Source organism: Rhizobium aureum, assembly GCF_030182495.1.
In the GTDB taxonomy this organism is placed as follows: domain Bacteria; phylum Pseudomonadota; class Alphaproteobacteria; order Rhizobiales; family Rhizobiaceae; genus Rhizobium; species Rhizobium tropici_C.
This window is the reverse complement of record NZ_JAQJCI010000005.1, coordinates 377,413-397,371: the sequence shown is the minus strand read 5'-3', so window position 1 is coordinate 397,371 and position 19,959 is coordinate 377,413. Positions and strand designations below refer to the sequence as shown.

Below are 19,959 nucleotides of genomic sequence, written 5' to 3'. Positions count from 1 at the left end.
GCATGTATGGCCCAGCGGACAGGGCGCCCGCCGCCGCGACCGCCTTTCGGAATCCTTGGGAGCGCTGTCAGTCGACCTGTCGGATAGCGATATGGCTGCGATCGAGCGTGCGATTCCCAAGGATGCCGCCGCCGGGGGCCGTTACCCCGAAGCGCAGCTGACGCATCTCGACAGCGAGAGATAACACGCCAACGGCTTGCCCGCTCGCCGACCCCGCGGGAGCGGGCAAGCAAGATCAGACCGGATTGTTCAACGTGTCGCAATCGCTGAGCTTGCCGGAATCAAAGCCCTGCTTGAACCACTTCATACGCTGCGCCGAGGTGCCGTGATTGAAGCTGTCAGGAACGACATAACCCTGGGTGCGCTTCTGCAGCGTATCGTCACCGATCTGCTGCGCGGCGTTCAAGGCCTCTTCGAGATCGCCAGCCTGCAATATGCCCTTCTGCTGCGTAAACTTGCCCCATATGCCGGCAAAGCAATCGGCCTGCAGCTCGATCCGCACCGACATCCTGTTGGCATCCACCTCGCTCATGGTGCGGCGGGCCTGATTGAACCTCGGCAGGATGCCGAGCAGATCCTGAACATGGTGGCCGACTTCATGCGCGACCACATAGGCTTGCGCGAAATCGCCGGATGCGCCGAACTGGTCCTTCATCTGTTTGAAGAAGGCCATGTCGAGATAGACCTTCTGGTCGCTCGGGCAATAGAAGGGGCCGGTGGCCGCCGAAGCCTGGCCGCAAGCCGAGGGGAAGCTGCCGGAAAACAGCACAAGCTTCGGATCGGTATAGGTCTGGCCCATCGATTTGAAGATGCCGTTCCAGGTGTCCTCCGTATCGGCAAGAACGGTCGCAACGAACTGTTTCATCTCGTCATTGGCCGGCTGAGCCCCGCCGCTGCTGTTGGAGGTGCTCTGCTGATATCCGGAACCTCCACCCTCCAGCATGCCGCTTTGCTGCAGCAGGCCGATGACGTCGACGCCCATCGCTCTCAGGATCAGGAAGATCACGATCAGCACGATAATGGTGCGGAAGCTCAGGCCGCCACCGCCGATACCGCCGCCCGGGAACCTGAAGCCTCCGCCACCGCCGCCGCTCATGGGCGACGAGCCGCGTTCGTCTTCGATATTGTCGGATTGCCGACGCCCCTTCCAATCCATAGTGCACCTCCTGGCGATGCCTAAAATCAAAGTCCCTTGAGGCATTTATATATCCAGGAAGCGTAACAAAGCCAGTTGGCTATCGACAGAACATCAGCTTAAACGGCGACGGCGCCATATTTCATTAGACGTCAGCCATAAAAGCGCGAGGCCTATACCCGCCGCGATCAGGAGTGGGGCAATTTCATCGCCGTCGAAGGTCATCCTGTTCATGATGCGGCCGGGAATGAACGTGAACGCGCCCGCCCCGACAATACCGCCGAAATACAGGCTTCCGACGATGCGTTTATGCATCTCTATATTGTGCTTGCGTGCGTTGACGATCGCTCTCCAGCAGCCGATGAGAACGAGTATCGAAAGCAGATGGATCGGGCTGAAGCCGTAGAACATGTTGATCTGGTGGATGAAGAAGCTCGATAGCGCCGTGATCACCATCAAGGCCAGCCATATCTTGCCAAGCAGACGGTGCCTCGGCGTCCCCTTCGGCTTGGCCAGAAGATAGGCGCCGAGCACGGCGGCGGGAATGACGGCCGCGACATGGACTTGGATCGCGATCGGGGCATCGAGAAGCGGCTCGAGAGTCATCATCTGTATCCGGTTGAGTTTGCCGATCCTTTCCGCGATAGTGTTGTTCTCTCAATCGAAATCGCGCGAGAAACGGAAAATCTTCGTGGATCACCTCTTTCTGCAATCCACGCTTCGCGAATTGCAGGTCATCCAGCGTTCACCGCGCTTCTGGGCGACCTTCGTCACGATCGTCCTGATCTTTGCCTTGACCGGACCGTACGGGACCCTTGAAAGGCTGATGCCGGGAGTCCGGCTCGGCTACTGGCTCGCCTTGCATGCCATGGCCTGGTCCTTCGCGATCGTCTTCTCCGTTGCTGCCGAAATTCTCCTGCGCAAGCAGATCTCGAACATGTTCGCGCGGATGCTGATTGGATCGATCGTCGCGTCAATGCCGATAGGCTTCGGCATCACGCTTATCGACCTCGCCTTCTTCGGAGATACGCCCAGCGTGATCGGCAGCCTCGGCAAATCCCTTGGCTCCATACCGCTTTGCATCCTCTTCTGCATTCTCTCCTACATGACCATGCATCGGCAGATAGCGATCGCAGCCGCAGGCTCTAATGTTGCGGAAACGAAAGCCCCGTCCGCCCCGATGGCCACAGCCCCGCAAGTGCCGATTCTCTCGCGCCTGAAACCGGAAAATCGTGGAGCGCTGATCAGGCTCACCGTGCGCGACCATTATACCGAAGTCGTGACGACACGCGGTCGCGAGCTCATCCTGCTGCGTTTCGGCGACGCGCTGACTGAAATCGGCAATACAGCAGGAATACGTGTGCACCGATCTCACTGGGTCGCGACGGATCATGTCGACCAGCTGAAACGCGACAATGGCAAGCTTTTCGTCATCGCCCGCGATGGCGCGGAGATGCCCGTCAGCCGCTCTTATGCCGAAGCGGTCCGGCAACACTTCGGTTGACGACTGCGCAGCGGCCGGCGCCTCCTCCATTCCCTAACGCGCCATTTGGCTCGTTTCTTTTCAGATGCGTCGCCGTAACTTACGAAAAATGGCAAGACATTGTTTACGGTCGCAACCATTGCTCTAAAAAAATTCGATCGAATGCACGTCTACATACTTTAAACGCGGCGGATTAATATCTAACTCTGTTTTCGCGCCCATATTCTCTGCGTTGCAATCCTGACATATGTGGACAACCGCAATTCCGCGTCTGCGTGTCTTGCGGCTGGTCTGTGCTGGCAACGTTCCAGAATAGTTGGTCCTGTGAACGCGCAATGCACCGAGGGTTTTATGAAACGATCGATGAGTGTGTCCCTGCTGCTCATGGGAACAGCGGCATTGACGGCCTGCGGCCAAAAGGAAGATACGGTTCAAATATACAAAGACATCGACACATGCATCGCGGGGAGAGTTTTTTCCGCTGACGAATGTCGATCTCAGTTTGCCGCGGCGGAAACGGAACGTCAGCAGAATGCTCCTGCCTATGAAACGGCGGCGAACTGCGAAAAGGATTACGGCGTCAACAATTGCCAGCCCACGACCACTGCCCATCAATCGGGTACGGGCCACTTCATTCCCCTGCTGGCCGGTTATCTCGTCGGCAACGCCGCCAGAACGTTTGACGCCAAAGCCCTTTATCAGCCGCGCGGGAGCAGCGACTTTCGCACGGCAACCGGGCGGAGCCTCGCCAACGGTATGCTGCTTGGGAAAGCGGCCAATGTGGAAAGAAAGGACGACAACGGGCAGGCGTCTTCGTCTTCCGGTGGCGGGGGCGGTGGTAGCCTTTGGGGGAGATCTTCCGACCGTGCCGGGCGCTCGAACGGTACGGTAGAACGTGGCGGCTGGGGCTTTCGCGGCTTCCATCTTTCGGCCTAACGGGTGAGAGAATGAAACGTATTGTCGTGAACGAGCGGCCGGATTGGAAAACTCAGGCAGAGGCTTGTGGCTTCACCATCCATTCCATGTATGGCCAACGCTATTGGGATGAACGGCACGCTTATGCATTTTCCCTCCAGGAAATTGAGACGAAGCTCGAGGAGCCCTCAGCCAAGCTGCTGGAAATGTGCTATGCGGCAGCCGAAAGGATCGCTTGCGATGGCGAACTGATGCATCGCATGGCCATTCCGCCCGCCTATCACGATGCGATATTGCGATCCTGGCGCAATCGGGAACATGACCTCTATGGCCGTTTCGACCTCTCCTACGATGGAAAAGGTCCGGCAAAGCTTCTCGAATTCAACGCCGACACGCCGACCAGCCTGTTTGAAAGCGCGGTTTTCCAATGGCAATGGCTTGAAGACATGAAGCGGCGTGGCGAAATTCCTTCCTCGGCAGACCAGTTCAACTCACTGCATGAACGCTTGATCGATGCTATCCGCGTCCTGGCTGCACCTTCGGGCCGCATGCATTTCGCCGGCATGCTGGAATCGGAAGAGGACCTCGTGACCTTGAACTACTTCGTCGATTGCGCCGCGCAAGCGGGCTGCGATGCGAAGCTCATCGCCATGCCCGATATCGGCGTTGACGACAGCCATCGGCTGATCGATCTTCAGGATGAACCCATAGACTGCCTGTTCAAGCTTTATCCGCTCGAAGACATGGTGCGCGAGCCTTTCGGCCGTCATCTGCCGCTAACCCCCACGCGGGTAATCGAGCCACTGTGGAAACTGACGCTGTCCAACAAAGGATTGCTGCCAGTGCTGTGGGAAATGTTCCCCGGCCACGAAAATCTATTGCCGGCCTATTTCGAAGACGACGTGCATGTGGGGGATCTCGGCGATCGCTATGTCCGCAAACCGTTGCTATCTCGCGAAGGTGCGAATGTGACGCTCGTCAATCACGAACCCGGCGCCGGCATATATGAGGTCGAAGGACCATACGGTGAAGAAGGGTATGTAAGACAGGCGATGCATTTGCTTCCCCGCTTTGGCGATGATTGGACTGTCATCGGGTCCTGGATCGTGGCCGGCCAGCCGGCGGGTATCGGCATTCGTGAGGACGACACTCCCATCACCCGGGATACCTCACGCTTCGTCCCTCATTATATTGAGGGTTAGTCGATCAATAGCCGCTATTGCCCGCAAAGCTCGACATTTGACCGCCCAATGAAAATCTCGGCAGAATTCATGTCGATTCCGCGATTTATGGGGTTCCGTTTGCAAATACATTTGCCTATAAGCCGCTTCTAGCCTGAAAATATTTGCCCATGCGCCCCGGCCGGTGACCTCCCACCCTGGCCGGTTTTTCGCGCAACGAAAAAACGGATGAGAGCCCATGCCGAAGCGTCAAGATATCAAATCGATCCTCATTATCGGTGCAGGACCGATTGTTATCGGACAGGCTTGCGAATTCGACTATTCGGGCACGCAGGCCTGCAAGGCGCTGAAGGAGGAAGGCTACCGCGTCATTCTCGTCAACTCCAATCCGGCAACGATCATGACCGATCCGGGTCTGGCGGATGCAACCTATGTCGAGCCGATCACGCCTGAAGTTGTCGCCAAGATCATTGCCAAGGAGCGCCCGGACGCGCTGCTGCCGACCATGGGCGGCCAGACCGCGCTCAACACCGCGCTGTCGCTGAAGCGCATGGGCGTGCTCGACCGCTACAATGTCGAGATGATCGGTGCGAAACCCGCCGCCATCGACATGGCCGAAGACCGCGCCCTCTTCCGCGAAGCCATGGCCCGCATCGGCCTCGAAACACCGCGCTCCATGCTGGCAAACGCCACCGACATCAAGGACGCCGACCGCAAGACGCATGAGGCCGAGCGGAGCAAGCTGAAGGCATCGCTCTCTGGCCCCGCGCTCGACAAGGCGCTGGACGAACTGGAAAACCAGTGGAACCTCGGCGAGAGCGACCGCAAACAGCGCTACATGAGCCATGCCATGGCCATTGCCGCGCAGGCGCTTGACCATGTCGGCCTGCCCGCCATCATCCGTCCGTCCTTTACGCTCGGCGGCACCGGTGGCGGCATCGCCTATAACCGCTCGGAATTCTTCGAGATCGTCGGCGGCGGCCTCGACGCCTCCCCGACCACGGAAGTGCTGATCGAAGAATCGGTGCTCGGCTGGAAGGAATTCGAGATGGAGGTCGTCCGCGACAAGGCGGACAACTGCATCATCATCTGCTCGATCGAGAACATCGACCCCATGGGCGTTCACACCGGTGACTCGATCACCGTCGCTCCGGCGCTGACGCTGACGGATAAAGAATACCAGATCATGCGCAACGCCTCGATCGCAGTCCTGCGCGAGATCGGCGTCGAGACTGGCGGCTCGAACGTGCAGTTCGCGGTCAATCCGAAGGACGGCCGCCTGGTCGTCATTGAAATGAACCCGCGCGTGTCGCGCTCGTCCGCGCTTGCCTCGAAGGCTACGGGATTCCCGATTGCCAAGATCGCGGCAAAACTCGCCATCGGCTATACGCTGGACGAACTCGAAAACGACATCACCGGCGGCGCGACGCCTGCCTCCTTCGAACCGTCGATCGATTATGTCGTCACCAAGATCCCGCGTTTCGCATTCGAGAAGTTCCCCGGCGCCTCTCCGGTTCTGACCACGGCTATGAAGTCGGTCGGCGAGGTCATGGCGATCGGCCGCACCTTCGCGGAATCGCTGCAGAAGGCGCTGCGGGGCCTCGAAACCGGACTGACTGGTCTGGACGAGATCGAAATCCCCGGTATCGAGGAAGGCGAAGGCAGCCGCAACGCCATCCGCGCCGCCATCGGCACGCCGACGCCGGACCGCCTGCGCATGGTCGCCCAGGCGCTGCGCTCGGGGCTGAGCGTCGAGGAAGTGCATGAAGGCTGCAAGATCGACCCGTGGTTCCTCGAGCAGCTGAAGAACATCGTCGATATGGAGGCCCGCATCCGCGAGCATGGTCTGCCCGAGGATGCTGCCAATCTGCGCATGCTGAAGGCCATGGGCTTCTCCGATGCGCGTCTTGCAACCTTGACCGACAAGCGTCCGAAGGAAGTGGCGGAACTGCGCAACCGGTTGAGTGTGCGCCCGGTCTTCAAGCGCATCGACACCTGTGCGGCGGAATTCGCCTCGCCGACCGCCTACATGTACTCGACCTACGAAATGCCCTTCGTCGGCGCAGCCCGTTCCGAAGCTGAGGTTTCCGATCGCAAGAAGGTCGTCATCCTCGGCGGCGGTCCGAACCGCATTGGCCAGGGCATCGAATTCGACTATTGCTGCTGTCATGCCGCCTTCGCCCTGAAGGATGCAGGCTACGAAGCGATCATGATCAACTGCAACCCCGAGACGGTTTCGACCGACTACGACACGTCGGATCGCCTCTATTTCGAGCCGCTGACGGCGGAAGACGTGATCGAAATCCTCAAGGCGGAGCAGGAAAAGGGCGAAGTGGTCGGCGTCATCGTCCAGTTCGGCGGCCAGACGCCTCTGAAGCTCGCCGAAGCGCTCGAAAAGAACGGCATCCCGATCCTCGGCACGGCTCCCGACGCGATCGACCTTGCCGAAGACCGCGACCGTTTCCAGAAGCTCTTGATGAAGCTCGATCTCAACCAGCCGAACAACGGCATCGCCTACTCGGTCGAGCAGGCTCGCCTCGTCGCTTCCGAAATCGGCTTCCCGCTGGTCGTGCGCCCGTCCTATGTCTTAGGCGGCCGCGCCATGCAGATCATCCATTCGGAAGGCCAGCTGCAGGGCTACCTCCTCGATACCGTTCCGGAACTGGTGCCGGAAGATATCAAGCAGCGCTATCCCAACGACAAGACCGGCCAGATCAACACGCTGCTCGGCAAGAACCCGTTGCTCTTCGACAGCTATCTGACGAACGCCATCGAAGTCGACGTCGATTGCCTGTCCGACGGCACCGAGGTCTACGTCGCCGGCATCATGGAGCATATCGAGGAAGCCGGCATCCATTCCGGCGATTCGGCCTGCTCGCTGCCGCCGCGCACGCTGTCACCTGCCACGATCGACGAGCTGGAACGCCAGGCAAAGGCCATGGCCAAGGCCTTGAACGTCGGCGGCCTGATGAACGTCCAGTTCGCCATCAAGGACGACACGGTTTATGTGCTCGAAGTCAACCCGCGCGCCTCGCGTACGGTGCCCTTCGTCGCCAAGACCATCGGTGCGCCGATCGCCAAGATCGCCGCGCGCGTCATGGCCGGCGAGAAGCTGGATGCGACCTTTGCCGCCTATGGCGAAAAGCCAGATCCGCGCAAGCTGAAGCACATCGCCGTCAAGGAAGCCGTCTTCCCCTTCGCCCGCTTCCCCGGCGTCGACACCCTGCTCGGACCGGAAATGCGCTCGACGGGCGAAGTCATCGGCCTCGACACGGATTTCGCACTCGCCTTCGCCAAGTCGCAGCTCGGTGCCGGCGTCGAACTGCCGCGTGACGGAACGGTTTTCGTCTCGGTCCGCGACGACGACAAGCCGCGCGTGCTGCCGGCCATCCGCATGCTGACGGAACAGGGCTTCAAGGTGCTCGCAACCGGCGGCACCCAGCGTTACCTCGCTGAAAACGGCATAGAAGCCACGAAGATCAACAAGGTACTGGAAGGCCGTCCGCATATCGAGGACGCGATCCGTAACCGCCAGGTCCAACTCGTCATCAACACGACCGACAGCAACAAGGCGATCTCGGATTCGAAATCGCTCCGCCGCGCAACGCTGATGCAGAAGGTGCCCTATTACACCACCATGGCCGGCGCCGAAGCCGCTGCCATGGCGATCAAGGCGCTGAAGGCCGGAAACCTGGAAGTCCAACCGCTGCAGAGCTATTTCTGACGGTATGATTCGGCTGCGACGGGCGTGAAGCAGGATAGCCGGCTCACATTCGTCGTACCTAAGCCAGATGGCCGAACGGGCAAGGAGCCTCAACAGGAGCCTTTCCTTAAGTCTTCGAATTTTCTGGCAATCGTCTGTCGCAATCTGCTATAGATGACAGAATAACGGCTCTGAATGGTTCCGAAGTACCGCTTCGGGACCTGTTTTCTTTTGTGTCTGCAGCAGAGCAACACAGGGAGTGAAGGACAAGAAAAATGGTTGAAAAGGTACCGATGACACAGAACGGGTTCGTCAAGCTGCAGGAAGAGCTGCGCTGGCGTCAGCAGGAAGAGCGCCCGCGGATCATCGAGGCAATTGCGGAAGCGCGCGCCCATGGCGATCTCTCCGAAAATGCCGAGTACCATGCGGCCAAGGAAGCCCAGAGCCACAACGAAGGCCGCATCACCGAACTCGAAGACCTGACGGCCCGCGCCGAAGTCATCGATCTTACCAAGATGTCCGGCTCGAAGATCAAGTTCGGCGCAAAGGTGAAGCTCATCGACGAGGACACCGAGGAAGAAAAGATCTATCAGATCGTCGGCGATCAGGAAGCCGACGTGAAGGCTGGCCGCATCTCCATCTCCTCCCCGATCGCCCGCGCACTGATCGGCAAGGAAGTCGGCGACTCAATTGAGGTCAATGCGCCCGGCGGCGCCAAGGGCTACGAAATCCTCTCCGTCACCTGGGGCTGATTGCCCGTGCGCGATCGCGAGTCAGCGCATGCCAGCGATCTCAGCGAGATCGAAATCATCGCAACGAATTTCAAACGCCGGCTTTCCGGCGTGACCTCGACGATTGTGCAGCTGATCCCCAAGCAGGTCGAGCTTGGCTATCACATCGCGACTCTTGGTCCCGGCCTGCCGGAAGACCTGCCCAAGCTCGGCTGGCACCGGCTTCCGGGCCTATGGAGCAGACCACGCCGTTGCCGCGTGCGCGTCTGGCATGCCCGCCGCAACAACGAGATGCTGGTGGGCCTGCTGCTGCGCTCGGTGCTGCGCATGCCTCTGAAGCTGGTCTTCACCTCGGCCGCCCAGCGCCGCCATACCGGCTATACGCGCTGGCTCATCCGCCGTATGGATGCCGTGATCGCCACCAGCACCCGCTCAGGCAGTTTTCTCGAGGTACCGCACACCGTCATCCAGCACGGCGTCGATCTCAACCGTTTTCATCCACCGGAAACATCAAGCGACCGCATGGCCGCAGCCGGCCTGCCCGGTACCTATCTGATCGGCTGTTTCGGCCGTGTCCGCCATCAGAAGGGCACCGATCTTTTCGTCAAGGCGATGATCGAGCTGCTGCCGCACCATCCGGACTGGACGGCCGTGGTCTGCGGCCGCGTGACATCAGAGCATCGGAGTTTCGGCGATGAGCTGGAGAAGATGGTGGCTGATGCCGGCCTTTCCGACCGCATCCGCTTCATGGGCGAGGTCGACGACATCAAACCCTGGTATCGCCGCGCCACCCTCTATGTCGCCCCTTCCCGCAACGAGGGTTTCGGCCTGACGCCACTGGAAGCCATGGCCTCCCGCACCGCCGTCGTCGCATCGGATGCCGGCGCCTATGCCGAAATGATCGTGCCGGGTGAAACCGGCGCCGTGGTGCCGGCGGGCGATGGCGAGGCTCTGACAAGAGCGATCGCCTTCTATCTGGACAATCCGGAGGAAACGCTTCGCCAGGGTGAGAATGCCGTGCGCCATGTGCGCAGCGAATTCGCACTGGAGAAGGAAGCGACCGCCATCGGCGACGTCTACAAGCGACTGCTTATCGCCAACAAGTAAGCGCTCGATCAGCGGCCAAGATCGATATGATGCCGCTCGATGAAATCGATCATCGAACGATCCTCCACCATATCCTCTTCGATGCTCTTGACGATCGACAGGACCTTGTCCCGATATTTCGCCGCACTGCTGTCATAGGTCCATCCTCGGGCGAGCTTTTCCGTCAGTTCCTGCCGGGATTTCGTATAATAGTGGTTGAGCTGCAAGAACCGGTTTGAATAGAACTCGGGAGACTTCCGTGCACGCCGCGTAAATCGCTTGCCAGCATCATTGGCCGTCAGATCCCCATAGCCCCGCGTCTGGAATTGATGCACGCTGACCTCGGTCACCTCGCACGGATCGACAATGCATTTGAAATTGCTGACATTTTCCTTTGTCGTCATCGGATCGGCGCCGCGCATGGTATAGTTCAGCGTCAAAGGCCCATCCGGCGGCGTCTCATGGCCGCTGGTGGCGAACATGTGCCATGGCAACGAGACATTCGGAAAATCGCCGACGACCTCCAGCGCCTGCGCGACGGTCGCCGCTTCCTTCGGCAGAAGGAATTCGTCGACATCGATGAATGCCATCCAGCGGTAACCGCCACCAAAATTCAGGATGGCGTGCGCAAAGGTAATGACCTGACCATTCAGCACGGCCGAGGTCGCTGCATCGCGCATCCGCCCCGCCCAGGTAATGATCGTCAGCATATCCTCATTCAGGAGATTGCGAAGAAGGACACAGGTCTCGTCCGTGGAGCCGTTGTCATAGATATAGAAATGACGAATACCGACCGCCCGGTGGAAGCGCACCCATTCCTCGATATAGCGCGCCTCGTTCTTGACGCAGGCGACGATGGCGATGCCATGGCGTCCCGCCGTCGCTTCGGGCGGATCGATGGTCAGCTTCTTGGCATCGGACGCCTTGGGTTTCAGCCAACGCATGAGCTTCATTCCAGCACCCTTATTTTCAACCCCCGCACGGGCGTCGTCATTTTCGGCAAGCGTCACGCCGTCGATTTCATGGCGAACCGGTCGTCGTAACCGAAATCATATTTCAGCAATGCGGAAATGGGAGAATAGTTGACGAAAGAGACGCCGCGCTCGGTGGCAACCTGCCGCGCGAGCACGAGATGCTCGATGATGCGGCCTTCAGCCCGCGCAATTCCCGAAAAAGCCATATCGCCGACGGTTTCATAAAAGCGCGGTTCGCCGGCATTGGAAATATCGATCCCCAGAAAGCCGACCTGATGCTGGGCGCAGTAAAGAGCGAATTGCAGGGCGGATACCGCGACCGACCCACCCAGAAAAACGCCGCGATCCGGCGAGAGTGAAAAGCCTGCAGAACCCTCGGCATCCAGCCGCACATATTGCAGCGTCTTGAGGTCCTCGAGCGAACGCCTGCGGGCGCCATAGGGCTTGCGGATATCGTCGATCAGAATGATGGTCTTGTCCGCGAGCCAGCTCTTGTCGATCTCGCAAAGCGCGCGCAGCACCGCAACGGAAAACAGGCAGAGCGAACCTGGAGCGACCTTCTTGCGCAACAGATCGATGTGTCGCCAGACAAAGCGCTCATCCTCGACCGCAATCGCCAAAGGCTCGGCGATCGGCTCGCCGGTCAATCCGATAGCGCCGTTCAGAAGGATGGCGCTTCTGGCTTCGAGGCCGCTCAGGTCGCAACCACGAATGGATGGGCCGGAGCCGACAATATAGATTGCATCGCCACAGCGTTCGCGCAGCCGATCCATGCCGGCAAGGCTCGCGACCTTCGCTCCGCGGTAATGCACCTCACTGATGCTTTGCCTGCGCACGATGGAAAGCCCTGGAAACCAGTCCTGTACATGCGCCAGCGAACCGCCCAGGAAAAGGCGCACGCCGGACTTGATCAGCGACCGGTGCCAGGGGCGATCCGCCATCCGCCTAGAGCTCCACCAGACCGAGCTTCTTGACCTGCCGGATCGTCAGCATGGTGCGCACGGTATCGACATGTTCGTTCGCGGTCAGAACTTCGATTACGAAGTCCTGGAAGCGGGTGAGATTTTCCGCAACGCAGTGAAGAAGGAAATCGCTGTCGCCGGAAACCATCCATGCCTGCCGCACCAGCGGCCAGGCCGCCGTGGCATTGGCGAAAGCCTTGAGATTGGCCTCCGACTGATGCTTGAGGCCGACCATGCAGAAGGCCACGAGATCGAAGCCCAGTTTCGGGCTGTTCAGCATGGCATGATAGCCTTCGATGACGCCGGCTTCTTCCAGCTTGCGCACCCGGCGCAGGCATGGCGGTGCGGAAATGCCGACACGATCTGCCAACTCGACATTGGTCATCCGTCCGTCTCGCTGCAGTTCCCGCAGAATCTTGATATCAATGGCATCGAGTTCAGCGCGAAGCACTTTTATTGCCTTTCTTTAATTCCCCTTCGCCAGCTTCTATATAAGGCAGGAAAATACGCAAGAAAGTTTCTCTTGCGTAACCGATTCTTACACTAAGCCGATTTGCTCTGTGTGTAATGCAAGGCTGCCCTTGAATAAATGCATAAGGCAATCATAAATGAAGCGGCGAACCGTGAAATCGCCTGCTTTTGGACGTTTGAAGCTGCGGTTTCCCGATCGCCGAATTGAAAGGACTGACTATGCCCGCCCGCCACACGAAGGTGCTCATCATCGGTTCCGGCCCAGCCGGTTACACCGCCGCGGTCTATGCCGCGCGCGCGATGCTGCAGCCCGTTCTGATCGCCGGTCTCGAACAGGGCGGTCAGTTGATGATCACGACCGATGTCGAGAACTATCCGGGCTTTGCCGATCCGATCCAGGGCCCGTGGCTGATGGAGCAAATGCTGCAGCAGGCCCAGCATGTCGGCGCAGAAATCGTCAACGACCTCGTGACCGAAGTCGATACCAGCCAACGTCCTTTCGTCGCCCGCACCGATAGCGGCCAGGTCTGGACCGCCGATACCCTCATCATCGCCACCGGCGCCAAGGCAAAGTGGCTGGGAATCGAGAGTGAGCAGCATTTCCAGGGCTTCGGCGTTTCCGCTTGTGCTACCTGCGACGGCTTCTTCTATCGCAATAAGGACGTGATCGTGGTCGGCGGCGGTAACAGCGCCGTCGAGGAAGCACTCTATCTTTCCAATATCGCCAAGTCGGTAACGGTCGTGCATCGCCGCGATTCCTTCCGTGCGGAGAAGATTCTGCAGGAGCGCCTTTTCGCCAAGGCAAATGTCAAGGTTCTCTGGAATACCGAGATTGCCGAGATCACCGGCACGCCGGCCAAGCCGCCTATGCCCCCGTCCGTCACGGGCGCTCGCCTGCGCGATGTGCGCACCGCCGCTATCACCGAAACGCCGATCGACGGCGTCTTCGTCGCCATCGGCCATGCGCCGGCGACCGAACTTTTCAAGGGCAAATTGAAGCTCAAGGACAATGGCTATCTCTGGACCGCGCCGGATTCGACCGCTACCAGCGTCGAAGGCATCTATGCCGCCGGTGACGTGACCGACGATACATTCCGGCAGGCGATCACGGCAGCCGGGATGGGCTGCATGGCGGCGCTTGAGGCGGAACGCTACTTGACTGGGCACATGCCCGTCGCCGTGGCTGCGGAGTGATGCAGCCGATGAGGGGAAACGGCATGCCATTGGATTGGGACAAGCTGCGTATCTTTCACGCGGCTGCCGAAGCGGGTTCGTTCACGCATGCGGCCGATAAGTTGCATTTGTCCCAATCCGCCATCAGCCGGCAGGTCAGCGCGCTCGAGCAGGACGTCGGCATCAAGCTTTTCCACCGCCATGCCCGCGGGCTGATCCTGACCGAACAGGGCGAGCTGCTTTATCGCACGGCTCACGACGTTCTCTTGAAGCTCGAGACGGTCAAGATGCAATTGACCGAGACAACCGACAAGCCGAGCGGCAAGCTGCGCGTGACAACGACCGTCGGCCTCGGCCAGGGCTGGCTGACCGACAAGATTCAGGAATTCCTGCAGCTCTATCCGGATATGCAGATCCAGCTCATCCTCGATAACGAGGAGCTGGACGTGAACATGCGCCATGCAGATTGCGCCATCCGTCTGCGTCAGCCGCAGCAGTCGGATCTCATCCAGCGCAAGCTGTTCACCGTGCATATGCACGTCTATGCAGCTCCCTCCTATATCAACCGCTACGGCGAGCCGCAGTCGGTGGAAGATCTGGACGAGCATCGCATCATCAGCTTCGGCGAGCCGGCACCGAACTACCTGCTCGACGTCAACTGGCTGGAGATCGCCGGCCGGTCGTCCGACAACAAGCGTGTGCCGCACCTGCAGATCAACAGCCAGACATCGATCAAACGCGCGTGCCTTCTCGGCATCGGCATCGCCGTCCTGCCTGATTATATCGTCGGTCGCGATCCAGGCCTTATCCAGCTCGCAATCAATGCGGACGTGCCGTCCTTCGATACGTATTTCTGCTACCCGGACGAGATGAAAAACGCGGCCAAACTTAAAGTTTTTCGTGATTTTATCGTGTCGAAAGCTCGTAACTGGAATTTCTAGTGAAGGTAAGTCACTGATAACGAACTCTTTTTATGACTAATATATCAGCCACGCGTATGATGCATAGCTGATATGCGCAAAATAGAGTTGAAGGCTGCCCATTTAACTACCATATCGCACATAGCTGATGCACACGGTGGCTTTTCCTCCCAGTTCCACCGCATTGGCTGTTCCCCTCTGGAGGTTTTTGACCTTCATACCTATAGGGCCCTGGTTTACTCCGGCGGCCCTTTTTTTTGCCTTTTTTGACCCTGCCGTTGCAAACGCATAACTGCCATGCACAAAAAAGCATTGCGCGCTGCACAAATTAACATCATAACGCACACAGCTGATGCACACGGTGGCTTTTCCTCCCAGTTCCACCGCATTAGCTGTTCCCCTCTGGAGGTTTTGACCTTCACACCTATAAGGGCCCTGGTTTACTCCGGTGGCCCTCTTTTTTTGCCCAATTTCTAAGCAGCCGCGCCTGCAGCCCTGCCGAAAATAATATTCAGCGTCGCCCTTGATATATCGAAATCCGTCGATACATAAATCGGGATTATTCGATATGGCTTGGTGAACACCATGGACAAGAACGAGATATTGAAGGCTTTGGCCAATCCGGCAAGGCTCGAAATCCTCAACCACCTCAAAGATCCGGAGACCCATTTCCCGACCCAGGAACACCCGCTGGAGCTTGGTGTCTGCGCTAGCCAGTTCGAGCGCTGCGGTCTCTCGCAATCCACCGTCTCGGCCCATCTCGGCACGCTCCACCGCGCCGGTCTGGTGACGACACGGCGCCTTGGCCAGTGGATTTTCTATAAGCGCAACGAAGAAACCATCGCCGAATTCCTTGAAGCCATGCAGAAGGAACTCTGATCATGCCTCTTGCACTCCTCGTTCTCGCGCTCAGCTCCTTTGCCATCGGCACGACGGAATTCGTCATCATGGGACTGCTGCCGGAGGTTGCCTCGGATCTCGCGGTCACCATTCCACAGGCCGGTTGGTTGGTCACCGGCTATGCGCTGGCCGTCGCCATCGGTGCGCCGATCATGGCTGTCTCGACCGCCCATCTGCGCCGGCGATCGGCGCTGATCATGCTGATGGGCTTCTTCATCCTCGGCAATCTTCTCTGCGCCATCGCCCCGAACTATTGGGTTTTGATGATCGCCCGTATCGTCACCGCCCTTTGCCACGGCGCCTTCTTCGGCATCGGTTCGGTCGTCGCGGCCAGCCTGGTGCCGGAAGACCGCAAGGCCCGCGCCGTCGCTTTGATGTTTACCGGCCTGACGCTTGCCAACGTGCTTGGCGTTCCTCTCGGCACGGCATTCGGCCAGGCTTTCGGCTGGCGCGCGCCGTTCTGGATCGTCACGCTGCTCGGCGTCGCCTCGATCGCCGGACTTGTTGCCGTGCTGCCGAAGAACGAAAAAGCACGCCAGGGCAGCCTTGGCCGCGAAATAGCAGCCTTGCGTGGTCTCGGCCTCTGGCTGGCGCTGCTGACGACCGTTTTCTTCTCGGCCGCCATGTTCGCGCTTTTCACCTACATCGCCCCGATGCTGCGCGATGTCACGGGCGTTTCGCCCGAAACGGTGACCTGGACTCTGCTCTCGATCGGTGTCGGTCTGACCATCGGCAACCTCATCGGCGGCAAGCTCGCGGACTGGCGCCTCGGCACCACGCTTGCCGGTGTCTTCCTGGCGATCGCGGTGACATCGACGATCTTCAGCGTCACCATCCACTCCCTCGTCGGCGCCGAAATCACCCTCTTCCTGTGGGCTGCGGCCGCTTTCGCTGCCGTGCCGGCATTGCAGATCAATGTCGTCAACTTCGGCAAGGATGCCCCGAACCTCGTATCGACCATCAATATCGGCGCCTTCAACACCGGTAACGCGCTCGGCGCCTGGATCGGCGGCGTTGTCATCGACGAGGGCTTTTCCCTGGCTCAGGTGCCGCTCGCCGGCTCGGCCATGGCAATTCTCGGCTTTGTGACAGTCCTGCTGACCTTTGCCGCCTTGCGTCCCAAGGGCGAAGCCCTCGCTTCGTCCTGATATTTTCCCTTCCCCTTCATCCTCCCCCAGTAAAAAGGACCTACTCAATGACCAAACTGTTCGAACCAACCAAGCTCGGCGACATCTCCATCGCCAACCGCATCGTCATGGCGCCGCTCACGCGCAATCGCTCGCCGAATGCCGTGCCGAACGAGCTGAACGTCAGATATTATGCCCAGCGCGCGACCGCCGGCCTGATCATCACCGAAGCAACGGCGATCACCCATCAGGGTCAGGGCTACGCCAACGTTCCCGGTCTCTACAGCAAGGAAGCGCTCGACGGCTGGAAGAAGGTAACGGATGCCGTGCATGCCAATGGCGGCAAGATCGTCGTGCAGATGTGGCATGTCGGTCGTATCTCCCATACGACCCTGCAGCCGAATGGCGGCAAGCCGGTCTCCTCCACTTCCAGGCGTGCTGAAAATTCGAAGACCTATCTGGTCAACAGCGACGGCACCGGCGGCTTTACCGACGTTTCCGAACCGCGTGCGCTCGAAACCTCGGAAATCCCGGGCATCGTCGAGGACTATCGCAAGGCCGCCCGCGCCGCGATCGATGCCGGTTTCGACGGCGTCGAGATCCATGGCGCCAACGGCTACCTGATTGACCAGTTCCTGCGCGGCAACGTCAATGACCGCACCGACCAATATGGCGGCTCGATCGAAAACCGTGCCCGTTTCCTGTTCGAAGTGGTCGATGCCGTCACCAAGGAAGTCGGTGCAGGCCGCACCGCAATCCGCATTTCGCCGGTCACCTCATCCGGCGATGCCAGCGACCCGGCCCCGCAGCAGCTCTTCACCTATGTCGTCGAAGGCCTGGCGAAGTACGGCCTCGCCTATATCCACGTCATCGAAGGCCAGACCGGCGGTAAGCGCGACTCCCTCCCCTTCGATTACGATGCCCTGCATGCAGCCTATCAGGCCGCAGGCGGCAAGGCCGGCTGGATGGTCAACAATGCCTATACGCGCGAGATGGCGATCGAAGCCGTCGACAACGGCAAGGCCGATGTCGTTGCCTTCGGCAAGCCGTTCATCTCCAATCCGGATCTCGTCCGCCGCCTGAAGGAAAACGCACCGCTCGCCCAATGGGATCAGGCAACGCTCTACGGCGGCGGCGCCAAGGGCTACGACGACTATCCGGCCCTGGACGAAGCGGCTTAAGCAGCGATCCATCTCGCAGGCAGCGCCTTCGCCCGTGGCCAGCCTGACGAACTGTGCTTAACGCCCAAAAAGTGCCCTCGCGACGAACCGTTGCGAGGGCTTTTCTATTTCGGCGCTTGAAAACAGGCGTTGCACAACCGAGCTAAGCAGGCGTGCCGATCGCAAGATCATGATACCCACCTAGCAAAGCCGATATATGTTTGAACGCTACATAGACCGTTGGTCGCTGACGCCGGACGGCGATCCCATCATCACCCATTCGAGCCACCTTCTCCCGGTCATCTGGCGGGATAAGCCCGCCATGATCAAGGTTGCGCAAAATGTCGACGAGAAGTTCGGCAATCGCGTGCTGCGCTGGTGGGATGGCGAAGGCGCCGCCTTCGTCTACGAACATGACGATGACGCCGCCCTCATCGAACGAGCAACCGGCGCAGGCTCGCTGCTCACCATGGCAATGCAGGGAGAAGATGACGAGGCGAGCAGGATCATGTGTCGCACAGCGGCGAGGCTGCATGCAGGCAAGGCAAAGCAGCTACCGCCGGATCTGGTGCCGCTGGATCGCTGGTTTCGGGAGCTTGAACCGGCGGCACGCATCCATGGCGGCATGCTCGCCGCCTGTGCCGATGTGGCCGCACGACTTCTGGCGGATCAACGCGACCAGACCATATTGCACGGCGACATTCACCACGAAAACATTCTCGATTTCGGCCCCCGCGGCTGGCTCGCTATCGACCCCAAGCGGGTCCATGGCGAGCGCGGTTTCGATTTCGCCAATATCTTCTGCAATCCCGAACTGCCTATTGTTATGAAGCCGGGCCGCCTGCAACGGCAATTGCCGATCGTCTGTGCCGAGGCGGGCCTCGAACCGAAACGCCTTCTGCAATGGATCATCGCCTATGCGGGGCTTTCGGCGACTTGGTTCTTGAGCGATGGTGACACCAAGAATGCGGATTCGGATTTAACCGTCGCTAGCATCGCCTTCTCCGAACTCAACGCCTGACGGCCGGCTCATGCCGCGGGCAGGCAGCCGATCGCTGCAAGTGTTGCCTTCACCGCTTCGTCGATCGGTGTATGCGGCTCTTCGCCGAGCACGGCCAGCAGCTTGTCATTCCTCATCTGCAGCGGCACCTTCCACAGGTAGCTCATTTCACGCAGCTCCCGCATGAAGGGCACGAAGGGTGCGGCCAGCGGCACTATTATCCAGGGAAATGCCTTGACCTTCACCACATGCCCGAGCACACGCCGCACGGCATCGATCATCTGCCTGCCATCGCCATCCCAATGGCCCCGCATGTGGTAAACCGCGAAAGCAGGCAGTTCATCCCCCTTTTCGATCAGCCGGATCATCGTCTCGGCGACATCGGGCAGATAGGCCCATTGATGCCCGAGACCGGCCCTGCCCGGATAGGTGATGGAGCTGACTGGCTTGCCTGGTGTCACCATGGCCTGCGAGAACCAGCTATTGGCACGAGATCCGCCAAAGAAATCGCCGGCACGAACAATGATGACAGGCGTATCGCCCCGCTCTGCCGCCGCCTCCAGGCGCCGCTCCATTTCAACGCGAATGGCGCCCTTGCGGGTCTTCGGCCGCTGCGCGCTGTCCTCCGTGACATGAGGGAACACATCGGGACCGAAATTGTAAACCGTACCGGGCAGCACGATCCGCGCACCGATAGCCTTGGCGGCGGCAATGGTGTTATCGAGCATCGGCAGGACGACTTTGCCCCAATTGCGATAGCCGGGTGGGTTGACGGCATGCACGATGACATCAGCGCCCTGCGCCGCCTTCAGAACATCATCCGCCTGCATGGCATCGCCCTGAAACCAGTCGAACTCCGGCTGGCGGCGGGCCGCTTCGGCTGCATTGCGGTTCAGCGCCCGAATGCGCCAGCCGCGAAGGGCAAGCCCTTCCGCGACTGCACCGCCAATACCGCCGGTCGCGCCGAGTATCAGGGCCGTCTTCGTGCTTTCCTTATGGTTGCTCATCATCATCTCCATCTGTTTCGATGGACTGACT

Annotated in this window: 18 protein-coding genes and 1 pseudogene; 13 read left to right on the top strand and 6 right to left on the bottom strand. The window is 59.6% G+C overall.

Annotated elements, in window-relative coordinates; translation table 11 throughout:
- Positions 1–22: 22 nt before the first annotated feature.
- A pseudogene (locus tag PH552_RS16035) lies at positions 23–184 on the top strand (aldo/keto reductase); the annotation flags it as partial.
- Between the two features lie 51 nt (positions 185–235).
- Here the strand turns inward: PH552_RS16035 and ypfJ are convergent.
- Complete coding sequence (ypfJ, locus tag PH552_RS16030; protein ID WP_285166142.1) at positions 236–1,156, bottom strand: KPN_02809 family neutral zinc metallopeptidase; 921 nt, start codon at positions 1,154–1,156, stop codon at positions 236–238.
- Positions 1,157–1,249: 93 nt separating this feature from the next.
- Complete coding sequence (locus PH552_RS16025; protein ID WP_285166141.1) at positions 1,250–1,741, bottom strand: DUF2306 domain-containing protein; 492 nt, start codon at positions 1,739–1,741, stop codon at positions 1,250–1,252.
- An 85-nt stretch (positions 1,742–1,826) separates the two neighbouring features.
- On the opposite strand from PH552_RS16025, the gene PH552_RS16020 reads away from it, so the two are divergent.
- The 6 genes from PH552_RS16020 (at position 1,827) to PH552_RS15995 (ending at position 10,255) form a co-directional block, all read left to right on the top strand.
- Positions 1,827–2,639: a LytTR family DNA-binding domain-containing protein gene (locus PH552_RS16020; protein WP_285166140.1), complete on the top strand. Its 813-nt coding sequence runs from the start codon at positions 1,827–1,829 to the stop codon at positions 2,637–2,639.
- Between the two features lie 330 nt (positions 2,640–2,969).
- Positions 2,970–3,554: a DUF1190 domain-containing protein gene (locus PH552_RS16015; RefSeq protein WP_285166139.1), complete on the top strand. Its 585-nt coding sequence runs from the start codon at positions 2,970–2,972 to the stop codon at positions 3,552–3,554.
- 11 nt (positions 3,555–3,565) lie between these two features.
- A complete protein-coding gene (locus tag PH552_RS16010) occupies positions 3,566–4,735 on the top strand; it encodes a glutathionylspermidine synthase family protein (protein WP_285166138.1) in 1,170 nt (389 codons plus the stop codon).
- Between the two features lie 217 nt (positions 4,736–4,952).
- Positions 4,953–8,438, top strand: a complete 3,486-nt coding sequence (carB, locus tag PH552_RS16005; RefSeq protein ID WP_285166137.1) for a carbamoyl-phosphate synthase large subunit — start codon at positions 4,953–4,955, stop codon at positions 8,436–8,438.
- 254 nt (positions 8,439–8,692) lie between these two features.
- Positions 8,693–9,169, top strand: coding sequence for a transcription elongation factor GreA (gene greA / locus PH552_RS16000; protein ID WP_112344089.1), 477 nt, complete (start codon positions 8,693–8,695; stop codon positions 9,167–9,169).
- 6 nt (positions 9,170–9,175) lie between these two features.
- Positions 9,176–10,255, top strand: coding sequence for a glycosyltransferase family 4 protein (locus tag PH552_RS15995; RefSeq protein ID WP_285166136.1), 1,080 nt, complete (start codon positions 9,176–9,178; stop codon positions 10,253–10,255).
- 8 nt (positions 10,256–10,263) lie between these two features.
- Here PH552_RS15995 and PH552_RS15990 read toward each other — a convergent pair whose 3' ends face one another.
- The 3 genes from PH552_RS15990 to PH552_RS15980 form a co-directional block, all read right to left on the bottom strand.
- Complete coding sequence (locus tag PH552_RS15990) at positions 10,264–11,178, bottom strand: glycosyltransferase family 92 protein (protein ID WP_285166177.1); 915 nt, start codon at positions 11,176–11,178, stop codon at positions 10,264–10,266.
- A 62-nt stretch (positions 11,179–11,240) separates the two neighbouring features.
- On the bottom strand, positions 11,241–12,149 hold the full coding sequence (locus tag PH552_RS15985; protein ID WP_285166135.1) for a glycosyl transferase: 909 nt from the start codon (positions 12,147–12,149) through the stop codon (positions 11,241–11,243).
- A 4-nt stretch (positions 12,150–12,153) separates the two neighbouring features.
- Complete coding sequence (locus PH552_RS15980) at positions 12,154–12,621, bottom strand: Lrp/AsnC family transcriptional regulator (protein WP_112344091.1); 468 nt, start codon at positions 12,619–12,621, stop codon at positions 12,154–12,156.
- A gap of 239 nt (positions 12,622–12,860) precedes the next feature.
- On the opposite strand from PH552_RS15980, the gene trxB reads away from it, so the two are divergent.
- From trxB to PH552_RS15950, 6 genes are all read left to right on the top strand, one after another.
- On the top strand, positions 12,861–13,835 hold the full coding sequence (gene trxB / locus PH552_RS15975) for a thioredoxin-disulfide reductase (protein WP_112344092.1): 975 nt from the start codon (positions 12,861–12,863) through the stop codon (positions 13,833–13,835).
- A 23-nt stretch (positions 13,836–13,858) separates the two neighbouring features.
- Complete coding sequence (locus tag PH552_RS15970; protein WP_112344093.1) at positions 13,859–14,755, top strand: LysR family transcriptional regulator VtlR; 897 nt, start codon at positions 13,859–13,861, stop codon at positions 14,753–14,755.
- A 564-nt stretch (positions 14,756–15,319) separates the two neighbouring features.
- Positions 15,320–15,613, top strand: coding sequence for an ArsR/SmtB family transcription factor (locus tag PH552_RS15965; RefSeq protein WP_112344094.1), 294 nt, complete (start codon positions 15,320–15,322; stop codon positions 15,611–15,613).
- A 2-nt stretch (positions 15,614–15,615) separates the two neighbouring features.
- Positions 15,616–16,782, top strand: coding sequence for an MFS transporter (locus PH552_RS15960; protein WP_113251112.1), 1,167 nt, complete (start codon positions 15,616–15,618; stop codon positions 16,780–16,782).
- Between the two features lie 47 nt (positions 16,783–16,829).
- On the top strand, positions 16,830–17,942 hold the full coding sequence (locus PH552_RS15955) for an alkene reductase (RefSeq protein ID WP_285166134.1): 1,113 nt from the start codon (positions 16,830–16,832) through the stop codon (positions 17,940–17,942).
- 196 nt (positions 17,943–18,138) lie between these two features.
- Positions 18,139–18,942, top strand: coding sequence for an aminoglycoside phosphotransferase family protein (locus PH552_RS15950; protein ID WP_285166132.1), 804 nt, complete (start codon positions 18,139–18,141; stop codon positions 18,940–18,942).
- Between the two features lie 8 nt (positions 18,943–18,950).
- Here the strand turns inward: PH552_RS15950 and PH552_RS15945 are convergent, their stop codons facing one another.
- Positions 18,951–19,928: an SDR family oxidoreductase gene (locus PH552_RS15945; RefSeq protein ID WP_285166131.1), complete on the bottom strand. Its 978-nt coding sequence runs from the start codon at positions 19,926–19,928 to the stop codon at positions 18,951–18,953.
- Positions 19,929–19,959: the final 31 nt, after the last annotated feature.

Coding starts and splice junctions, on each gene's coding strand:
- ypfJ (WP_285166142.1), bottom strand. CDS start 1,156: ATGGATTGGAAGGGGCGTCGGCAATCCGACAATATCGAAGACGAACGC.
- PH552_RS16025 (WP_285166141.1), bottom strand. CDS start 1,741: ATGACTCTCGAGCCGCTTCTCGATGCCCCGATCGCGATCCAAGTCCAT.
- PH552_RS16015 (WP_285166139.1), top strand. CDS start 2,970: ATGAAACGATCGATGAGTGTGTCCCTGCTGCTCATGGGAACAGCGGCA.
- PH552_RS16010 (WP_285166138.1), top strand. CDS start 3,566: ATGAAACGTATTGTCGTGAACGAGCGGCCGGATTGGAAAACTCAGGCA.
- carB (WP_285166137.1), top strand. CDS start 4,953: ATGCCGAAGCGTCAAGATATCAAATCGATCCTCATTATCGGTGCAGGA.
- greA (WP_112344089.1), top strand. CDS start 8,693: ATGGTTGAAAAGGTACCGATGACACAGAACGGGTTCGTCAAGCTGCAG.
- PH552_RS15990 (WP_285166177.1), bottom strand. CDS start 11,178: ATGCGTTGGCTGAAACCCAAGGCGTCCGATGCCAAGAAGCTGACCATC.
- PH552_RS15985 (WP_285166135.1), bottom strand. CDS start 12,149: ATGGCGGATCGCCCCTGGCACCGGTCGCTGATCAAGTCCGGCGTGCGC.
- trxB (WP_112344092.1), top strand. CDS start 12,861: ATGCCCGCCCGCCACACGAAGGTGCTCATCATCGGTTCCGGCCCAGCC.
- PH552_RS15970 (WP_112344093.1), top strand. CDS start 13,859: ATGCCATTGGATTGGGACAAGCTGCGTATCTTTCACGCGGCTGCCGAA.
- PH552_RS15965 (WP_112344094.1), top strand. CDS start 15,320: ATGGACAAGAACGAGATATTGAAGGCTTTGGCCAATCCGGCAAGGCTC.
- PH552_RS15960 (WP_113251112.1), top strand. CDS start 15,616: ATGCCTCTTGCACTCCTCGTTCTCGCGCTCAGCTCCTTTGCCATCGGC.
- PH552_RS15955 (WP_285166134.1), top strand. CDS start 16,830: ATGACCAAACTGTTCGAACCAACCAAGCTCGGCGACATCTCCATCGCC.
- PH552_RS15950 (WP_285166132.1), top strand. CDS start 18,139: ATGTTTGAACGCTACATAGACCGTTGGTCGCTGACGCCGGACGGCGAT.
- PH552_RS15945 (WP_285166131.1), bottom strand. CDS start 19,928: ATGAGCAACCATAAGGAAAGCACGAAGACGGCCCTGATACTCGGCGCG.